At 73.7% G+C, this 18,920-nt stretch carries 14 protein-coding genes; 7 read left to right on the top strand and 7 right to left on the bottom strand.

The genetic code is table 11. The features are described 5' to 3' along the window. Positions 1–47: 47 nt before the first annotated feature. Both F8R89_RS14420 and F8R89_RS14415 read right to left on the bottom strand, forming a co-directional pair. Positions 48–1,187 carry an LCP family protein gene (locus tag F8R89_RS14420; RefSeq protein WP_151784355.1) on the bottom strand — a complete coding sequence of 380 codons (1,140 nt, stop codon included), beginning with the start codon at positions 1,185–1,187 and terminating at the stop codon, positions 48–50. A 163-nt stretch (positions 1,188–1,350) separates the two neighbouring features. After that, positions 1,351–2,106, bottom strand: a complete 756-nt coding sequence (locus tag F8R89_RS14415; protein WP_151784354.1) for a TIGR03089 family protein — start codon at positions 2,104–2,106, stop codon at positions 1,351–1,353. Positions 2,107–2,246: 140 nt separating this feature from the next. Between F8R89_RS14415 and F8R89_RS14410 the strand changes: the two genes are divergently transcribed. Together F8R89_RS14410 and F8R89_RS14405 are read left to right on the top strand one after the other, a co-directional pair. Beyond that, positions 2,247–4,007: an N-acetylmuramoyl-L-alanine amidase gene (locus F8R89_RS14410; protein ID WP_151784353.1), complete on the top strand. Its 1,761-nt coding sequence runs from the start codon at positions 2,247–2,249 to the stop codon at positions 4,005–4,007. Between the two features lie 255 nt (positions 4,008–4,262). Then, positions 4,263–5,345: a sugar phosphate nucleotidyltransferase gene (locus F8R89_RS14405; RefSeq protein WP_151784352.1), complete on the top strand. Its 1,083-nt coding sequence runs from the start codon at positions 4,263–4,265 to the stop codon at positions 5,343–5,345. A gap of 116 nt (positions 5,346–5,461) precedes the next feature. On the opposite strand, the gene F8R89_RS14400 is transcribed toward F8R89_RS14405, so the two are convergent. The 4 genes from F8R89_RS14400 to F8R89_RS14385 all read right to left on the bottom strand — a co-directional run bounded on the left by F8R89_RS14400 (position 5,462) and on the right by F8R89_RS14385 (position 9,358). Beyond that, positions 5,462–6,463, bottom strand: coding sequence for a DNA-3-methyladenine glycosylase family protein (locus F8R89_RS14400; RefSeq protein WP_151784351.1), 1,002 nt, complete (start codon positions 6,461–6,463; stop codon positions 5,462–5,464). A 73-nt stretch (positions 6,464–6,536) separates the two neighbouring features. Continuing rightward, positions 6,537–7,847: a coenzyme F420-0:L-glutamate ligase gene (locus tag F8R89_RS14395; RefSeq protein WP_151784350.1), complete on the bottom strand. Its 1,311-nt coding sequence runs from the start codon at positions 7,845–7,847 to the stop codon at positions 6,537–6,539. Next, positions 7,844–8,803: a 2-phospho-L-lactate transferase gene (cofD, locus tag F8R89_RS14390; RefSeq protein ID WP_151784349.1), complete on the bottom strand. Its 960-nt coding sequence runs from the start codon at positions 8,801–8,803 to the stop codon at positions 7,844–7,846. Before cofD ends, F8R89_RS14395 begins: the two co-directional genes overlap by 4 nt. A gap of 33 nt (positions 8,804–8,836) precedes the next feature. Then, on the bottom strand, positions 8,837–9,358 hold the full coding sequence (locus tag F8R89_RS14385; protein WP_151784348.1) for a cysteine dioxygenase: 522 nt from the start codon (positions 9,356–9,358) through the stop codon (positions 8,837–8,839). 650 nt (positions 9,359–10,008) lie between these two features. On the opposite strand from F8R89_RS14385, the gene F8R89_RS14375 reads away from it, so the two are divergent. The 3 genes from F8R89_RS14375 (at position 10,009) to F8R89_RS14365 (ending at position 15,865) form a co-directional block, all read left to right on the top strand. Next, entirely contained in the window at positions 10,009–10,272 is a 264-nt protein-coding gene (locus F8R89_RS14375) for a WhiB family transcriptional regulator (protein WP_003975777.1), read from the top strand. Between the two features lie 242 nt (positions 10,273–10,514). Then, positions 10,515–14,330 carry a glycosyltransferase family 2 protein gene (locus F8R89_RS14370; protein ID WP_151784347.1) on the top strand — a complete coding sequence of 1,272 codons (3,816 nt, stop codon included), beginning with the start codon at positions 10,515–10,517 and terminating at the stop codon, positions 14,328–14,330. Beyond that, complete coding sequence (locus tag F8R89_RS14365; protein WP_151784346.1) at positions 14,327–15,865, top strand: DUF5719 family protein; 1,539 nt, start codon at positions 14,327–14,329, stop codon at positions 15,863–15,865. Before F8R89_RS14370 ends, F8R89_RS14365 begins: the two co-directional genes overlap by 4 nt. Before the next feature lie 42 nt (positions 15,866–15,907). Here F8R89_RS14365 and F8R89_RS14360 read toward each other — a convergent pair whose 3' ends face one another. Beyond that, positions 15,908–16,348 (bottom strand): metallopeptidase family protein, encoded by a 441-nt coding sequence (locus F8R89_RS14360; protein WP_151784345.1) that lies wholly within the window; start codon positions 16,346–16,348, stop codon positions 15,908–15,910. A 292-nt stretch (positions 16,349–16,640) separates the two neighbouring features. Here F8R89_RS14360 and F8R89_RS14355 point away from each other — a divergent pair, with 292 nt between their 5' ends. Both F8R89_RS14355 and F8R89_RS14350 read left to right on the top strand, forming a co-directional pair. Next, positions 16,641–17,069 carry a DUF3499 domain-containing protein gene (locus tag F8R89_RS14355; protein WP_079033994.1) on the top strand — a complete coding sequence of 143 codons (429 nt, stop codon included), beginning with the start codon at positions 16,641–16,643 and terminating at the stop codon, positions 17,067–17,069. Between the two features lie 168 nt (positions 17,070–17,237). Continuing rightward, on the top strand, positions 17,238–18,854 hold the full coding sequence (locus F8R89_RS14350; protein ID WP_151784344.1) for an L-lactate permease: 1,617 nt from the start codon (positions 17,238–17,240) through the stop codon (positions 18,852–18,854). Positions 18,855–18,920 lie beyond the last annotated feature (66 nt).

Genomic DNA, 18,920 nt, shown 5'->3' with positions numbered 1-18,920 from the left:
AATTCCGCCCAATCCCCTGGACGGGTCCCCTTGACTTGGGAAGCGCTTTACTCGCAGCCGTTCTCGGCGGCCGTGTTCCCGCGGAACGTGGGGGCCGGGGAGGCGGAAACCCCGTGCCCCGATTCGCCCCGTGAACCCTGGGATTTCCCGCGGGAATCCGCGACCGCCACCGGCCGGTCGAGGCGCAGCCGCTCGAAGAGCCGCTGCGCCGCGGGTTCCACCAACTGGTCACGATTGGCGTTGTAGACGTAGGACTCGCGCGGGACCGTCAGGAATTGGACGCGTTCGGTGGGGATGTCGCGCACCCCGCGGACGAGGTCGTACAAACCGCGCAGACTGGCCAGCGCCGGGTCGGTGGTGAGGGACGACGTCGCCGCGTCGAGGACCGGATAGAGCCGTACCGGGTTCAGCAGGACGTCGTTGCTCTGCACCTTGTGCACGAGGGCCGCGAGGAAGCGCTGCTGGCGCTCCATGCGATCGGTGTCGCTGCCGTTGCCGAGGGACTTGCGGGCACGGACGTAGCCGAGGGCCTGCTCGCCGTCGAGCGTCACCTTCCCGGCCGGTAGCCGGAGCCTGGCCGCCTTGTCGTGGATGGGCTTCGCCAGGCAGATCTCCACGCCGTCGACGGCGTCCACCATCTCCTTGAAGCCGTGGAAGTCCACGACCATGTGGTGGTCCACCCGGATGTTGGTCATCCGCTCCACCGTGCGGATCGTGCACGCCGAACCGCCCACCTGGAAGGCGTGGTTGAACATCGCGAACATGGGGCGGCTGCGCCCGCCGCCCTCGCGCCGGCAGCCGGGGACGTCGACCATCAGGTCACGGGGTATGGACACGGCGGTCGCGCTGCGGTGGTCGGCGGACAGGTGGAGCAGGATCGTCGTGTCGGACCGTTCGCTGCCCGAGTCGCGCCCGTAGCGCCGGTTGCCGTCGCCGGCCCGTGAGTCCGAGCCGATGACGAGGATGTTCTGCGCCCCGCGCACGGCCGCGCTCGGCCGTTCCTTCTCGTACCGGGCGAGTTCGGCGGCGGCGGCCTCGTCCGGGGTGATGTTCCCGTCGAGCTTGGCGTATACCAGCCAGCCGGTCCCGGCGGCGGCGACGAGCAGCAGTCCGGCCCCGACGGCCCCCCGCCGCACCCATGTCCTCCGGGCCGAGGCCCCCCGGCGCGAGCGTGCGGTCTCGGTCACGGCTGGGTCCACCCCTCATGACATGGCGCGTGCGGTGTGGGCTGCTCCTACGACCATGGCGCCGATGCCGTCCGGGGGGCGGATGGTGCTGCGCCGAACGGGTGACGGGGGCGGGGTGCCGGGACGCCTCGGCGGGCGGTGACGCACGGGGACGGGGACGGCCTCAGCGGGCGGTCGCCGTCACCCGTTCCGCGTCGATGCGCTTCGCGAGGGCCTCCTCGTCCAGCGACCCGGCGTTACGGCACAGCACGACCGAGCCGCCCGTCGCCAGCGCCCCGAACAGCCCGGCGGCGAGCCCCTCCCAGGTGTCGTACGGCAGCGTGGACAGGATGCGCGAGCCCGGTCCGGTCAGGCCGAGCCCCGGCGCCTCGGCGCGGGCCCGCTCCACCACCTCGGCGGCGCTGAACTCGCGCCCGGCGACGATCAGCGCCGGCTCCTCGGGGTCGACCGGCGCGAACGGCGCGAAGCGGTCGCCCTGACCCGGCACCTCCACCGCGTAGTCGAGGAAGCCCTCCGGGGGCTGCGGGAAACGGCCGCCGAGCGGCCGCAGCGCCAGCGCCACCCGCTCGCCCCGGCAGGCCCGCGCCGCCTCCAGGGTGTCCGGGCCGCTCACCACCACGTCGGCCGCCGCCGGGTCACCGCCCACGTCCGCGACCGCGCCCACCGAGGAGCAGGCCAGCAGCCACACGGCCGTCTGCCAGTGCGCGGGCAGCAGCAGGGTGACCCGGTCGCCCGGACCGGCGTTCAGACCGCCCTGGAGCAGGTTCGCTGTCTTGGCCACCCAATTGGCGAAGGTGGCCACGGACAATTCGACACGCTCCCCGGTGGCGTCGTCGTAGAAGGTCACCAGGGGACGTCCGGGATCCGCGGCGAGCGCGGAACGCAGCAGGTCGGCGGGGGTGCGATCGGTGGCGTTCACCCGGGAAAGGGTACGCGGGCGCCCGGACCCGCACCCCCCGGCGGCACCAACGCGCCGCCACCGGTTCGGCGGAACACCCGCCGACGCCCCGTCAAGTCCTCGATGGACAGGTTTGTATGACTATGTTCAACATCAGGGGTATGCGTGGATTCCTTGCTTCCTCGATCGGTGTCACGTGCGCGGCCGCTCTCGCTCTCCCGCTCACCCCACCCGCCGTCGCCGCGACCGGGAGACCGGTGCCCGGCGCGGAAGCGGCCACGAGCGCGGCCCTGACGGCCGGCCCGGCGGCGCGCCGGGAGAACGCCGGGCCGAGCGCCGCCGGCAGCACTCAGTCCCTGCCCCTCACCCCCCTTACCCGCGACCGTGCGGCGGACGGCCCCGCCGAACAGGGGCTGTCCCGCCGGACCGTCCGTCCCTTCTCCCTCGTCGGCGTCGTCTGGGACGACCCGGCCGCCGAACTCCACGGCCGTGTCCAGGTCCGCACCCGCGACGCGGCGACCGGCGTCTGGTCCGGCTGGCAGGACGTCGAGACCCACAACGCCGACCACGGGGCCGACCCGGACACCGCGGAGGGCGCCCCCGGACGGCTGCGCGGCTCGACGGCCCCGCTGTGGGTCGGAGCGTCGAACGGCGTCGAACTGCGGGTCACCCCGGAAGGCGGCAACCCCGAACCGGACAAGCCCGCGACGACCGGCGAGGGCACGAAGCCTGGGAAGAACTCGGCGTCCGGTGACAGTACGAAGCCCGGCAAGGCCTCGGCGTCCGGTGACAGTACGAAGCCCGGGAAGACCTCGGCGTCCGGTGACAGTACGAAGCCCGGGAAGACGCCGGCGACCGGCGAGGGCGCGAAGCCTGGGAAGAACTCGGCGTCCGGCGAAGGCGCGAAGCCCGGCAAGACCCCGGCGACCGGTGACAGTACGAAGCCGGAGAAGACGCCGGCGACCGGCGAGGGCACGAAGCCTGGGAAGACCCCGGCGACCGCCGACGCCACCGCGCCCACCCCCGCGCCCACCCCCGCCTCCGCGCCCGCCGCCACGACGGCCCTGCCCACCGGTCTGCGCCTGGAACTCGTCGACCCCGGCGAGGCCGCCGCCCCCGAGGACGAGACGCTCGCCGCGGCCCGCCCCGGCGCCCTGCAGCCGGAGACCGCCGAGGCCGTCGCCGCCTCCACCGCCAACGCCGAACTCGCCGCCGCGGGCGCCACCGAGATCCCCGCCCTCGGCAAGGCCGAGACCGAACGGGAGCTGCTGACCCTGCGCGGCAGCGAACTGACGGCGGCCCAGAAGGCGAAGCCGTACATCGGGCCTCGGCCGAGCATCGTCACGCGGCGCGGCTGGGGGGCGAACGAGCGGTGGCGGGAGAGCCGGTTCGTCTACACGAGCAAGGTGAAGGCGGCCTTCGTCCACCACACCGCCACGGGCAACAAGTACACCTGCGCGCAGGCCCCTTCGGTCATCCGCGGTATCTACCGCTACCACGTCGTGAGCATGGGCTGGCGCGACATCGGCTACAACTTCCTCGTCGACAAGTGCGGGCGGATCTACGAGGGCCGGGCCGGAGGCGTGGCGAAGGCCGTCCTGGGCGCCCACACCCTCGGGTTCAACACGAACAGCATGGGCATCGCCGTCCTCGGCACCTACGGCTCGAAGAAGCCGTCCGCGTCCGCCGTGAAGGCGGTCGCCCGCCTCACCGCCTGGAAGCTCGGTCTCTACGGCGCCAATCCGCGCGGAAAGACATATCTGACGTCCGGCGGTGGCAATCTCTACCGAAAGGGAAAGAACGTACGACTGAATGTGATCTCCGGCCACCGGGACGGCTTCTCCACGGAGTGCCCGGGGCTCCAGCTCTACCGCAAGCTCGGCTCGACCCGCACCACGTCCGCCCGCTACCAGGGCCGCTGACCGCGGGAGGAGCCAACGGCGAAGGACGTCCAGGGAACCCGTCACGACCGGTGGAGGTCTGACAGGGGGCCCTGGACGTCGTCCGGTCGAAGGGGGACTCATGGGGGGCCATGGGGTCGCATTCACCGCCGTCGGGGGACGAGGGGCGGGACACGAGGCACCGCACTGCCGTCGAGGGCACCGCACAACGGTCTGCATACACTGGCCGGCCGAAAGACAGTTCGGGCCGGTCCCGGCAGGAAGCAGAGACGACAGGTGACAGAAGCGATCCTCCTGGTCGGCGGCAAGGGCACTCGGCTGCGTCCGCTCACCGTGCACACGCCGAAGCCCATGGTCCCGGCGGCCGGGGTCCCGTTCCTCACGCACCAGCTGGCGAGAGCGAGAGCGGCGGGCGTCGACCACATCGTGCTGGCGACGTCCTATCTGGCCGAGGTCTTCGAGCCCCACTTCGGTGACGGCTCGTCGCTCGGACTGCGACTGGAGTACGTGACGGAGGAGGAGCCCCTCGGCACCGGCGGTGCGATCCGCAACGTCGCCTCCCGGCTGAGCTCCGCCCCCGACGACCCGGTCCTCATCTTCAACGGCGACATCCTGACCGGCCTGGACATCCCCGCCCTGGTCCGTACGCACGAGACCACGGGCGCGGACGTCTCCCTGCACCTGACGAGGGTCACCGACCCCCGGGCGTACGGCCTGGTCCCCACCGACGGCACCGGCCGGGTCACGGCGTTCCTGGAGAAGCCGCAGACCCCCGAGGAGATCGTCACCGACCAGATCAACGCGGGCGCCTATGTGTTCCGCCGCTCGGTCATCGACACCATCCCGGCGGGCCGCCCCGTCTCCGTGGAGCGCGAGACCTTCCCCGAGCTGCTGTCGGCCGGCGCCCACCTCCAGGGCATGGTCGACTCCACGTACTGGCTCGACCTGGGCACGCCCGCCGCCTTCGTGCGCGGCTCCGCGGACCTCGTCCTCGGCCGGGCCCCGTCGCCCGCGGTGCCGGGCCGCTGCGGAGACCGGCTGATCCTGCCCACGGCCACGGTGGCGGCCGACGCCAAGCTGACCGGCGGCACGGTGGTCGGCGAGGGCGCGTTCGTCGCCGAGGGCGCCCGCGTCTTCGGCAGCACGATCCTGCCCGGCGCCGTCATCGAGCCCGGCGCGGTCATCACCGACTCGCTGATCGGCACCCGCGCCCGGGTGGGCGAGCGCGCGGTCCTCACCGGCACGGTCATCGGGGACGGCGCGGTGGTCGGCGCCGACAACGAACTGCGCGAGGGGGCGCGGATCTGGTGCGACGCCCGCATCCCTGCGGGCGCGGTGCGCTTCTCGTCGGACGTCTAGTGCTGTGACCGGGAAGGTTCGCCGCGAGCCGGTGAACTTTTCCGGTCACAGCACTAGCGGTGCGCTTCTCGTCGGACGACGTGCAGCGGGGCGGCGGGCGCTGGTGACGCCCGCCGTCACCAGCGCCCGATGTCCACCCGGGGCATCTTCGGCATCCGCCGCGCCGGCACCCGCCCGCTGAGCAGGATCAGCCGGGCCGCCCGGTGCCGCTGCCCCGCGTACGGCTCCAGCAGCTCCAGCATCACGGCGTCGTCCGCGTCCCGGTCCCCGGCCAGCGCGAACCCCACGATCCCCGGAAGGTGCACGTCCCCCACGGTCACCGCGTCCGGAGCGCCATGACTGCGCTGCACGACCTCCGCCGACGTCCACGGCCCGATCCCCGGCACCAGCTCCAGCCGGGCCTGCGCCTCGGCCGGCGGCATCCGGACCGCCTCCTCCATCCGGGCGGCGACCCGCACGGCCCGCAGGACCGTCGACGCCCGCTTGTCGTCCACGCCCGCCCGGTGCCACTCCCAGGACGGGATCAGCGCCCAGGTCCGCGGGTGGGGCATCACACACATCCGCTCGGGCGTGGGCCCCGGCGCCGGCTCGCCGTACGCGCGCACCAGCAGCCGCCACGCCCGGTACGCCTCGTCGGTCGTGACCTTCTGCTCCAGGATCGACGGGATCAGCGACTCCATCACCAGACCGGTGCGGGTCAGCCGCAGTCCGGGCCGTCGGTGCCGGGCCTGGGCGACCACCCGGTGCCGGGGCACGAAGACGGACGGGTCGTCGGCGGCGCCGAGCATCTCCGGCAGCTGCTCCAGCAGCCACTCGGCACCCGGCCCCCACGCCTCGCCCCGTACCTCGGCCCCGCGCGCGGTGACCCGCAGCGTGCCCGGCCCGGCCGGAGTGAGCGCGGTCCGCCACACGGCGCCGTCCGGTGTCGCCCGGAACGTCGGGTCGCCCGGCCCGCGCCGCAGCGGACCCAGCACCAGCCCGAGGTCGAGCGGCCCGTCCGGCGTCCAGGTCCGCACGCGCGCGGGCGCCGCCGCCTGACGCGGCACCCCCGCGGGCACGGCGACCTGCCCGCCGCGCACGGTCGTACGCGTGGGCCGCTGGGGGAATCGTCCTGCCACGGTGTCCTCGGGGTGGGGGAGGGGCGTGCGCCGAAAGGGGCGCCCTACGAGCGTAGGCGCTCGGCGGGGCGCCTCAGCGCACCTCGATGAAGGACGACGCCTCCCGCTCCGGGCGGGGCCGCGGCTCCTGCGCCGGATGCCCGACCGCCACGGCGCCCATCGGGTCCCAGTCCGCGGGCAGTCCGAGCGTCTCGCGCACGACGTCACGGCAGAACATGGTCGACGACACCCAGGCCGAGCCGAGCCGCTCCCCGGCCAGCGCCACCAGGAAGTTCTGCACACCGGCGCCGGCCGCGACGACGAACATCTCCCGCTCGGCGGAGTCCCGGCGCGGGTCGCCGTACGTGTGGGCGCCGTCCATCACCAGGCACGGCACCACCAGGTACGGGGCGTGGCGCAGCACGTCGCCGCGCCGTACCCGCTTGGCGATGGACTCCTCGCTCTTGCCGTCCCGGCGCAGATCGGCGATCCACGCCTCCTTCATGGCGTCCAGCAGCCGGGTGCGCGCGCCGGCGGACTCCAGCAGCACGAACCGCCAGGGCGTCGTGTGGTGCGGCGCGGGCGCGGTGACGGCCGCGGCGACCGCGCGGCGCACGGCCCCCGGGTCGACGGGCTCGTCCGTGAACGCCCGCACGGTACGGCGCTGGGTGACCGCCTCGCGGACGGCCTCCGACGTGCCGAGCCGGAACATGTCGTCGCGCGCCTCGCGCACCAGGGCCCGCGCGCCCGTCCCGTCGTCCCCGGTCACCGTGTGCGCGAGGCCGCGCACCACCGCGACGGGCAGCCCCGCGGCCTTGCCCTTCACCAGGTCGCCGGCGGCGGCGAGTTCGTCGGCGGTCGCCACGACGGTCGCGCTCAGCGGGTTGCCGTGGGCGTCCTCGCCGCCGCGCAGGTCGTCGAGGACCCGCACACCGGCGGCGCCGATCGCCACGTCCGTGAGCCCCGTCCGCCAGGGCCGCCCGAAGGTGTCCGTGACGAGGACGCCGACGTCGACGCCGAGCGCGTCGCGCAGCCCGGCGCGGATCGCGCGCGCGGAGGCGTCCGCGTCCTCGGGGAGTAGCAGCACGGTCCCGGGCCGGGTGTTGGAGGCGTCGACCCCGGCGGCCGCCATGACCAGGCCCTGCCGGTTCTCCACGATGCGCAGGGGGCCGCGGCGCGCCACGACCCGGACGGTCTCCGCGTCGATCGCGGCCTCCCGGTCGGCGGCCTCGACGATCCGGCCCTCGGCCTTGGACACGATCTTCGACGTGACCAGCAGGACGTCCCCGTCAGCGAGGTCCGGCTCGGCGGCGGCGATCAGCTTGGCGAGGTCGTCGCCCGGCCGGACCTCGGGCATCCCCGGCACGGCCCAGACGCGGAACCCCTCGGCGGACGGCCCGCTCACGCGCCCCGCACCTCCTCGGCCAGCGTCAGCGCCTCCCGGGCCATCTGCGCGGCCGCGTCCTCGTCGGTCATCATCAGCGGTACGGCCCGGCAGCGGATCCCGGCCGCCTCGACCCGCTCCACGGCCTTCTCGTCCACGGTGTCGACGAGCCAGCCGTCCAGCAGCCCCGAGCCGTAGTGCTCGGCGACCGCCGCGGCCGTCGACTCCACGCCGACCGCCGCGAGGACCTTGTCGGCCATTCCGCGCACGGGCGCGCCCCCGACGATGGGGGAGAGGCCGACGACCGGCACGCCCGCGTCGGCGATGGCCTCGCGGATGCCGGGCACGGCCAGGATGGTGCCGACCGAGACGACCGGGTTGGACGGCGGGAACAGCACGACGTCCGCCTCCCCGATCGCCTCCAGGACGCCGGGCGCCGGCTTGGCCTGCTCGGCGCCGACCGGGACGATCGCCTCGGCGGGCACCGAGGCGCGCAGCCGCACCCAGTACTCCTGGAAGTGGACGGCCTTGCGCTCGCCGTCGATCTCGACGGCGACATGCGTCTCGACGCGGTCGTCGGTCATGGGGATCAGCCGCACGCCGGGCTGCCAGCGGTCGCACAGCGCCTGCGTGACGGCGCTGAGCGGATAGCCGGCGCCGATCATCTGCGTCCGCACGATGTGCGTGGCGAAGTCCCGGTCGCCGAGGCCGAACCACTCCGGGCCCACCCCGTAGGCGGCGAGCTCCTCCTTCAGATGGAAGGTCTCGTCGGCCCGGCCCCAGCCCTGCTCCTCGTTGATGCCGCCGCCGAGCGTGTACATCACCGTGTCGAGGTCCGGGCAGACCTTCAGCCCGAAGAGGTGGATGTCGTCCCCGGTGTTGCCGATGACCGTGATGTCCGCGTCCGGCGCGGCCCGCTTCAGACCACGCAGGAACCGGGCACCGCCGATGCCGCCTGCCAGAACCACAATGCGCATGGCCCAAGTCTGGCAGGCGGGTACGACAACGCGTCAGGCGGTCACCGGGCGCGCCTCGCAGGCGGCGGGCGCCGGGGCGGCCCGGAGCTGGGAGCGCGGGACCATCGGCATCTCGGTCAGGCCCGGGTAGTAGACGTGCAGGCTGACCGCGGGCTCCAGCGCGTCGTTCACGACGTCGTGGGTGTAGCCGGGTGCGAAGACGCGCTCGTCACCGGGGCGCAGGGCGCGCGTGCCGCGTTCGGTGTGCTCGGTCAGGGTGCCCTCCAGCACCGTGAGCACGCCGGAGGACGGGCCGTGGTCGTGCGGGCCGCTGCCCTGCCCGGGCACCCAGGACAGCAGCCACACCTCGTAGCCGGGGCCGGTGCGCAGCCGGTGGTACCAGCGCGTCGTCGCGTCGTACTGGACGAGGTGTTCCCACTGCGACCGGTCGGCGGCGAGGGAGCGGGCCAGGCCGACGAACTCCGCCACGGTGGACGGGTGCTCGCGCGGGGCCTGGAGGAGGTGCGGGACTTCGAGGATGTCGCCGGCGATCTGGAGGTCGCTGTCGCTGTTCATGGGTGCGGTGGTTCCTCGGTGAAAGAAGGTCAGAGGGAACGACAGCCGCGTCGCGTGGGGGACGCGGCCTTCAGCCGGAGCGGGATGGGCTCAACAGCTGGGACAGCAACAGCAGCAGAACGCGCGGGCGGCACCGAGGGACCCGGCGGTGCGGGTCGAGGTGAGTGCCGGGTTCGCGAGCATGCCCCCAAGGACAGCGGTTCACGCCTCCACTGTCAACTCGACGCCCGGTGATGTGGCACAGCTTTCACCCCATCCGGTTCATCTGTCTGGCGAAAGGTTTGTGCACCGGGTTGCCGGGACACATGGCGCACATCCGGGCGCACGGGCGTCGTTGTGATCCTGTGATCGGACTGTGATCCGGTTCGCATCCGCGCGTGTGTGCAACGAGATCGAACGGCTGGACGTCTCTACCCGTACAAGCTCTGCGCGGGACGGCGTTCCCGTTCGGGCCCTGTTCGGTTGTCAAGGTTTAGGACGATTTGAACACTTTCCGCTAGGCCTTGGTTCCGCAGAGTGAATAAGGGGCCCAATAGCAGATCTCGGCTTGACTCGCCCGGAGCAGCACACTTGTAATTTCACTCGTGTCGTTCAGCCGAAATCGGTAACGGCTACATCACGGGGACGCGAAAGACGGACGAGGGGCGCACATGACCGAGCTGGTGCAGCAACTGCTGGTCGACGACGCGGACGAGGAGCTCGGCTGGCAGGAGCGCGCACTGTGCGCCCAGACCGACCCCGAGTCCTTCTTCCCCGAGAAGGGCGGCTCGACCCGGGAGGCCAAGAAGGTCTGCCTCGCCTGCGAGGTCCGCTCCGAGTGCCTCGAGTACGCCCTCGCCAACGACGAGCGCTTCGGGATCTGGGGCGGCCTGTCCGAGCGCGAGCGGCGCCGGCTGAAGAAGGCGGCCGTCTGACCGCACGTCCGTCACGCCCCCTGCCTGCCGTGCGGCGGGGCGGGCCGGCGCGAAACCGTACGTACCTCCGCATCTCCCACGTCTCGAACAGATCTCGAACGGCCCGTCGCGGGTGGGTTGTCCACAGGCGGCGGGCCGCTGTGATGCCCAGCCAGTAGTGTGGGCGCTCGTCCGAGACGTCCCGCTGTCCCCCGGGGACACAGGCGTCCACCGCAGTCCATCGAACCGGGGCCTGTACCTCGATGTCCGTGCACAGCCACACGGCAGCCCAGCACGACGCCGCTGCCACACCTGAGTTCCCGCGTCATGTGGTGACCGCGGTCCTCGTCTCCCACGACGGCGCCCGCTGGCTGCCCGACGCGCTCGCCGGGCTGCTGGGCCAGGAGCGCCCCGTCCAGTCCGCCGTCGCCGCGGACACCGGCAGCGCCGACCACTCCGCGCAGCTGCTCAGCGACGCCCTCGGCGACGAGCGCGTCCTGCACCTCGCGAGGCGCACCGGCTTCGGCCAGGCCGTCGAGGAGGCCAACCGCACGGCCCCCGTCCTCACCCCGGACGACCTCACCTATCTCAAGCGGCCCAGCGGCTGGGACCCCGTCACGCGCACCTGGCGCGACGACACCTACGACCTGCCCGAACTCCCCCACGGGGAGCCGGTCCAGTGGCTGTGGCTCCTGCACGACGACTGCGCGCCCGAACCCGACGCCCTGGCCCAGCTGCTGCGCGTCGTGGAGAACGAGATGGAGCTGGGCCGCGACGACGTCGCCGTCGTCGGCCCGAAGCTGCGCGGCTGGTACGACCGCCGGGCGCTCCTTGAGGTCGGCGTCACCATCGCCAACTCCGGCCGCCGCTGGACCGGTCTGGACCGCCGCGAGCAGGACCAGGGGCAGCACGACCACGTGCGCCCGGTCCTGTCCGTCTCCACCGCCGGCATGCTGATCCGGCGTGACGTCTTCGAGGAGCTCGGCGGCTTCGACCGGCACCTGCCCCTCATGCGGGACGACGTCGACCTGTGCTGGCGCGCCACCGCCGCCGGCCACCGCGTCCTCATCGCCCCCGAGGCCGTCGTCCGGCACGCCGAGGCCGCCTCCCGCGAGCGCCGCGCCGTCGACTGCGTGGGCCGCACCGCCGCCTCCCCGCACAAGGTCGACAAGGCCGGCGCCGTCTACACCCTCCTCGTCAACACCCGTGGCGCCGCGCTGCCCTGGGTGCTGCTGCGCCTCGTCCTCGGCACCGTGCTGCGCACCCTCGCCTACCTCGTGGGCAAGGTCCCCGGCCAGGCCCTCGACGAGATCCGCGGCCTCATGGGCACCCTGCTGCGCCCCGAGCGGATCATCGCCGGCCGGCGACGGCGCGGCGCACCCGCCATCGACAAGGGCGAGCTGCGCGCCCTGTTCCCGCCGCCCGGCGCGACCGTGCGGGCCACCGTCGAACAGGTCGCGAGCAGCGTCGTCGGCCGCTCCGACCCCGAAGCGGCCTCCGGCGCGGGCCGCCACGGCAGCGCGATCGAGTCCGGACCCGGCGGCGACGACGCCGACTTCCTGGAGATCGAGCAGTTCGCGCGCCTCAAGCGCATCGCCCGCAAACCCGCCCCGGTGCTCTTCCTCGTCCTGCTGCTCGTCTCGCTGATCGCCTGCCGTGAACTCCTCGGCGGCGGCGCGCTCGCGGGCGGCGCCCTGCTGCCCGCCCCGGCCGACGCCGGCGAGCTGTGGTCGCACTACGTGGACGCCTGGCACCCCGTCGGCGCCGGCGGCACCGCGTCCGCCCCGCCGTACCTCGCGATCGTCGCGACGCTCGCCTCCCTGCTGCTCGGCTCCACCGGGCTCGCCGTCACCGTCCTGCTCGTCGGCTCGGTGCCGCTGGCCGGGCTCACCGCGTACTTCGCCTCCCGCCCGCTCGTCGAGTCCCGGCTGCTGCGCGCGTGGGCCGCCGTCGTCTACGCCTTCCTGCCCGCCGCCACCGGCGCCCTCGCCGGCGGCCGGATCGGCACCGCCGTCCTCGCCGTGCTGCTGCCGCTGATCGCACGCGCCGGCATCGCGGCCAGCGGCCTGGCGCACCCCTCCGGCACCCGCGGAAGCTGGCGCGCCACCTGGGCCTACGCCCTGCTGCTGACCATCACCACCGCCTTCACCCCGATCGTGTGGCCGATCGCGCTGATCCTCGGCCTCGCCCTCCTCGCGGTGCGGCGCACCGACATCACCGCCTACGGGCTGCGCTTCCTCGCCCAGGTCGGCGTGCCCCTGCTGGTGCTCGCCCCCTGGTCGCTGTCGCTGCTGCCGTTCGGCTTCTTCCAGGAGGCCGGCCTGGACTTCGGCCCGTCGGCCGCGTCCGCCCTCGACCTGCTCAACGCCAGCCCCGGCGGCCCCGGCACGGTCGACGGGCTGATGCTCGCCGGGATCGTGCTGGCCGCGCTGGCCGCCCTGCTGCGCTCCGAGCGGCAGCCGGCCATCCGGACGGCATGGGCGGTCGCGCTGCTCGGCCTCGTCTTCGCGGTCCTGTCCAACCGCTCGGCCTGGGCCGGGCCCGCCACCCTCGTGTACGGCCTCGCCCTGCTGGCCGCCGCCCTGCTCGGCGCCGACGGGGCACGCGCCCGCGTGGCCGAGCAGAGCTTCGGCTGGCGTCAGCCGGTCGCCGCGCTGGTCGCCTTCGCCGCCGCGGCGGGCCCCTTCCTGCTCGCCGCCGGCTGGATGATCCGCGGCGCCGACGGACCGCTGGAGCGCCGCGACCCCGTGCAGGTGCCCGCGTTCGTCGCCGAGGAGAGCGGCACCCGCGACCAGGCCCGCACCCTCGTCCTCGACAGCGACTCCACGGCCCGCGTCGGATACGTTCTGGTCCGCGGCTCCGGCGCCCGCCTCGGCGACGCCGAACTCGCCCTGGCCGACGGGGAGAACACCCGGCTGGACAAGATCGTGGCGAACCTCGTCGCCGGTTCCGGGGCCGATCAGGCCGACCAGCTCGGCGCGTTCGCCGTGCGCTACGTCCTCGTCCGCAAGGGCGCGCCGCGCGAGGTCGCGCGCGTCCTGGACGCCACGCCCGGTCTGTCGCGGCTCAGCCAGCAGAAGGGCAGCGCGCTCTGGCGGATCGACCGGCAGGTGTCCCGCGCGGCGATCGTCGCCGGGTCCGGGTCCGGATCCGCGGCCGCGGCCGTCGCGCCGCAGCCCGTCGCCGCCGGACCGGTGGACATCCACACCACGATCAAGGCCGGTGCCGAGGGCCGCGTCCTGCGCCTCGCCGACACCGCCGACGACGGCTGGACGGCCACCCTGGACGGCCGGCCGCTCACGCCGACGACCGTCGACGGCTGGGCGCAGGGCTTCGAACTGCCCGCCGACGGCGGCACCCTGGACGTCACCTACGACGACCCGTTCACCCACACCGCCTGGCTGTGGGCACAGGGACTCCTCGCCGTCGTCCTCGTCGTGATGGCCCTCCCGGGCCGGCGCCGCGACATCGACGACGACCTGCCCGAGGAGGAGCCCGTCCCCGCCGAGGCCATGGCCGGCGATGGCCGGCGGGCCCGCAGGCTGCGCGCCCAGGCGGAGGCCGAGGCCGCCGCGGCAGCTCCGGGGACGGACGCCCCGGAGGCCGGCGCCCCCGAGGTCGGCGCCCCTGAGGCCGGTGGGTTCGACCCCGGTGCCTTCGACGCCGACGGCTTCCCGCTCCCGCCCGGACAGCCGCCCGCCCCGGCGGACATCCCGCAGCAGGGCTCCTACGGCGAGTGGGACACCCCCGGCCACCAGAGCCCGGGCCCCGAGTACGGCGGCTACCAGGGCGACCAGTACCAGGACGGCGACCAGTACCAGGACGCCCGGCAGTACCAGGACGGTCAGCAGCAGTACCAGGACGCCCAGCAGTACGCGGGCGGCGGTTACGACCAGCAGTACCAGGGCGATCCCTACCAGGGCGGCCAGTACGACCCGTACGCGTACGGCGGGCAGGACCAGACCGGGGCCTACGACGCCTCCTACGGCCAGACCTACCAGCAGGGCTACGACCCCGCGTACGACCCGGCGCGGCAGGATCCGCACGGCAACGAGCGTTCCGACGGGAGCCAGCAGTGAACCGCACCACCCTGTCCCTGATCGCCGGTGCCACCGCCCTCGCCGCCGTCACCGGGTTCGCCGCCGTCACCGCCCCGGACACCTCCGGGACCGGCACCGCCGCCACGGCCGCCGAACTGCCCGTGGAGCGCACGAGCCTGACCTGCCCCACGCCGAGCCTCTCGGACCTGGCGGAGACGACGTACACGTCGTTCACGCCGGTCACCAGGGGGACCGGCGGCGAGGGCAGGGCCGAACTGCGCCCGGCCGCCACCGAGTCGACGGACGGCAAGACCGGCAAGGACGGCAAGACCGGCAAGAAGACCTCGGACAAGGGCGGCAAGGACAAGGCCGGCACCGCCGCCAAGCCGGTCCTGGCGGCCAAGGAGCCGGGCAAGCCGGTCACCGTGGACGACTCCGGCTCCGAGTCGCCGGCCCTGGTCGGCACCGCCGACGGCAAGTTCGCCCCCGGCTGGACCGTGCAGCAGACCACCGAGGTCGCCGCCGGCACCGGCCGTGGTCTGCTCGGCGTCACCTGCACGGCACCGGACACCGACTTCTGGTTCCCGGGCGCCAGCACGGCGGCCGACCGCACGGACTACGTGCACCTGGTGAACCCGGACGACTCCGCCGCCGTCGTCGACATCGAGCTGTACGGCCGGGACGGCGCCCTGGAGACCACCGCGGGCGAGGGCATCACCGTCGCGCCGCACTCCGACGACCCGGTCCTGCTGTCCACGCTCACCACCGAGAAGCAGGACAACATGACCGTGCACGTGAGCGTGCGCAGCGGCCGTGTCGGCGCCTCGGTGCAGGCCCTGGACGACAAGCTGGGCGGCGACTGGCTGAGCGCGTCCGTCGACCCCGGCGGGAGCGTCGTGATACCCGGCATCCCGAAGGACGCGACGGCGGTGCGGCTGATCGCGTTCGCGCCGGGTGACGCGGACGCGGACCTGAAGGTGCGGCTCTCCTCGCCCTCCGGCCAGATCACCCCGGCCGGGCACGAGACGCTGCATCTGAAGGCGGGCATGACCGGCGCGGTGGACCTCGGCGACGTCATGCGCGGCGAGCCGGGCTCGCTGGTGCTGACCCCGACGGACCGCTCGGTGCCGGTGGTCGCCGCCGTGCGCGTGGTGCGCGGCAAGGGCGCCGGGCAGGAGACGGCGTTCATACCGGCGACCCGGCCGGTCGGCACGCGGGCGACCGTCGTGGACAACCGGGCGAAGGGCACGACCCTGTCGCTGACGGCACCGTTCGGCGCGGCGAAGGTCAAGGTCACCGCGTCCGCCGGCAGCGAGGGCGGCACGGCGGCCTCGAAGTCGTTCACGATCAAGGCGGGGACGACCCAGCAGATCGAGGCACCCGTGCCGAGCGGCGTGAAGGGCACCTACGCCCTGACGGTGGAGTCGGTGTCCGGCGGCGAGGTCCACGGGGCACGGACGCTCACGGAGGGGAAGGACGGGGTGTCCGCCTTCACCGTGCAGACCCTGTCCGACGACCGCGGCCTGGTGGCCGTCCCGGACGCCGAACAGGACCTCTCGGTCCTCCAGAAGTAGGCGCTCCGCAAGGAGACGCTCCAGCGAGGCGACGGCCCCGGGTCAGTCCTCCCCGTACCGGGGATCGACCGTCTCCGGGGTCAGTCCCAGCACCTCGGCGACCTGTTCCACGACCACCTCGTGCACCAGGGCCGCGCGCTCGTCCCGGCCCTTGGTGCGGATCTCCACCGGCCTGCGGTAGACGACCACCCGGGCCGGCCGTCCGTCGCGGGCGGCGACGGTGCCGCCGAGCGGGACCGCCTCGTCGTTCCAGCTGCCGTCCAGGCGCGGCACCTCGAGGACGAGGAAATCGATGTCGGCGAGCTGCGGCCAGCGGCGTTCCAGGCGCTCCACGGAGTCCTGGACCAGGTCGGCGAACGCGTCGGCGCGGCTGGCGGCCAGGGGGACCTGGGGTGGTGCGATCGGGCCGCGCATGCCCCGTCCGTGGCGATCACGGCGGCGGGGCCCGGGGCCGACGGCACGGGGCGGTACGGGGGTGTCCATCACTGACGAAGCGTAGTCCCCGTGGCCGCCGCCCGCCGGATCTCCGTGCGCCCGTCGGGGCGGTGTGCGCCGGGCCGTACGGCATGTCGGCAGATGACCATTCCAGCCAAGCTTGGGCTCGTTTCCGTATCTCTCCGAGACCGGTGAGGTCGTGGTAATTGACGTGGTTTGTGGTGAGTGGTGACCGCTTCCGGTCGGAGCCCGCTTCCGGGCGTCTCCTGTCTCCGCAGGTCACAGAGGTGGGGCGAACGGGGCGTGTGGGGTGTTTCACACCACGACACGGTGGGGTGACCTGGGGGAGAGTCGTCGCGGCCCGCTCAAGAGTGCGGTACCGTCCAACGTCGTGAGCCCTGTACGTCGCTGTTCGCGCACCGCTTGCGGCCGTCCCGCCGTAGCGACGCTGACGTACGTCTACGCCGACTCGACCGCGGTCCTCGGCCCGCTCGCCACCTACGCCGAACCCCACTGCTACGACCTGTGCGCCGAGCACTCCGAGCGCCTGACCGCCCCCCGTGGGTGGGAGGTCGTACGGCTGCTGGACGGTTCCGCTCCGGCCCGCCCGAGCGGGGACGACCTGGAAGCGCTCGCCAACGCCGTGCGCGAGGCCGCCCGCCCGCAGGAGCGCGCCGCCGGGGCCGGTGGCGGCGGGGGGCGTGGGGCCGACCCGATGGAAGTCGCGCGGCGAGGTCACCTGCGCGTGCTGCGGTCGCCCGACAACTGACGTCCGGTCCTTCGGCCGCACCTCTTCGCGACTTCCCCTGCACAGCCTCCCCGCGATCTCCTCGTCGCGAGTGCCGCACACCCATTGACGCCAGCTTGTCGCGGACACGACCATTCCTACGCCGGAACGAGAAATCGCTTTCCGTATGGCGGAATCCGGGGAGGCGTCGTGTACGTGCAGGAACTCGAGCCCGTCGGAGGCTCACTCGGTCTGTCCGCCCTGGTGGCGGCCCTTCCGCTGGTGATCGTCCTCGTCCTCCTCGGCGCGGTCCGCATGAAGGCGCACCTGGCCGGGCTCCTCGGGCTGCTGAGCGCCGTCCTGGTCGCCTGGCTCGCCTACGGCATGCCGCTCGACCAGACGCTCTCCAGCGCCGCCCAGGGCGCCGTCTTCGGCCTCTTCCCTATCCTGTGGATCGTCGTCAACGCCCTGTGGGTGTACCGGATGACGGTCCGCACCCGGCACTTCGACATCCTGCGGCGGTCCTTCGGGCGGCTCTCCGACGACCCGCGCATCCAGGCGCTCGTCGTCGCCTTCTGCTTCGGCGCCCTGCTGGAGGCCCTCGCCGGGTTCGGGGCGCCCGTCGCCATCTGCTCGGTCATGCTCGTGGCGCTCGGCTTCGACCCGGTACGGGCGGCGGTCGTCGCGCTCGTCGCCAACACCGCGCCCGTGGCCTTCGGCGCGATGGGCACCCCCGTGGTCACGCTGGCCCAGGTCACCGGGCTGCCGCTGGACGACGTCGCGTCCGTGGTGGGCCGTCAGACACCGCTGCTGGCCCTGGTGGTGCCGCTCGTGCTGGTCGGCCTGGTGGACGGCAGGCGCGGCCTGCGAGAGACCTGGGTGCCCGCCCTCGCCTGCGGAGTCGCCTTCGCCGTCGCCCAGTTCGCCGCCTCCAACTACGTCTCCGCCCAACTCGCCGACATCGGCGCCGCCCTGGTCGGTGCCGCCGCCCTGGTCGCCGTACCGCACGCGCGTGTGCCCGCAGGCGAGGCCGTACGCGCGTCCGTGCTCACCGGGACGCGCAACGAGGAACTGGACGAGGACGACCCGCGCGCGGAGGTCGTCCGCGCCTACGCCCCCTACGCGCTGATCGTGGTGATCTTCTCCGTCGCCCAGATCCCGCCGGTCAAGGACTGCCTGGCCCGCGCGACCCAGACCTACGACTGGCCCTTCCTCGACGTCGCCGACCCCGGCGGCGCCCCGGTCGGCGCCAACGTCTTCAGCTGGCCGATCGTCTCCACCGGCGGCACCCTCGTGCTGCTCGCCGGCCTGTGCACGGCGGCCGTGCTCGGCGTGCACGCGCGCGTGGCCGTCGAGGAGTGGCTGGCGACCGTCCACGAGCTGCGGTACGCCATCCTCACCGTCACGTCCGTGCTGGCCCTCGCCTACGTCATGAACCTCTCCGGACAGGCCGCCACCATCGGTCACTTCGTCGCCGCGGCCGGCGCCGGACTCGCCTTCCTGTCACCGGTGCTGGGCTGGTTCGGGGTGGCCGTCTCGGGCTCCGACACCTCCGCCAACGCCCTGTTCGGCGCGCTGCAGGTCACCGCTGCCGGGCAGTCGGGGCTGTCGCCGGAACTCCTCGCCGCGGCGAACAGTTCGGGCGGTGTGCTCGGCAAGATGATCTCCCCGCAGAACCTCACCATCGCGTGCGCGGCCGTCGGTCTCGCGGGCCGCGAGGGCGACCTGCTGCGCAAGGTCCTGCCGTGGAGCCTCGGACTGCTGCTGGTGATGTGTCTGATCGTGGTCGGCCAGAGTTCACCCGTGCTCGGCTGGATGCTCCCCTGACCTCCTGACCGACGGCCGGGTTACGGCTGTGGGTCCACTCGGGACCGGCACACCCCGCTGTCGGTG

Source organism: Streptomyces sp. SS1-1, from assembly GCF_008973465.1.
Taxonomy (GTDB): domain Bacteria; phylum Actinomycetota; class Actinomycetes; order Streptomycetales; family Streptomycetaceae; genus Streptomyces.
Note: the sequence above shows the minus strand (reverse complement) of the source record. Positions and strands in the feature narration are given on the sequence as shown.

Coding starts and splice junctions, on each gene's coding strand:
- F8R89_RS14410 (WP_151784353.1), top strand. CDS start 2,247: ATGCGTGGATTCCTTGCTTCCTCGATCGGTGTCACGTGCGCGGCCGCT.
- cofD (WP_151784349.1), bottom strand. CDS start 8,803: ATGCGCATTGTGGTTCTGGCAGGCGGCATCGGCGGTGCCCGGTTCCTG.
- F8R89_RS14385 (WP_151784348.1), bottom strand. CDS start 9,358: ATGAACAGCGACAGCGACCTCCAGATCGCCGGCGACATCCTCGAAGTC.
- F8R89_RS14375 (WP_003975777.1), top strand. CDS start 10,009: ATGACCGAGCTGGTGCAGCAACTGCTGGTCGACGACGCGGACGAGGAG.
- F8R89_RS14370 (WP_151784347.1), top strand. CDS start 10,515: ATGTCCGTGCACAGCCACACGGCAGCCCAGCACGACGCCGCTGCCACA.
- F8R89_RS14360 (WP_151784345.1), bottom strand. CDS start 16,348: ATGGACACCCCCGTACCGCCCCGTGCCGTCGGCCCCGGGCCCCGCCGC.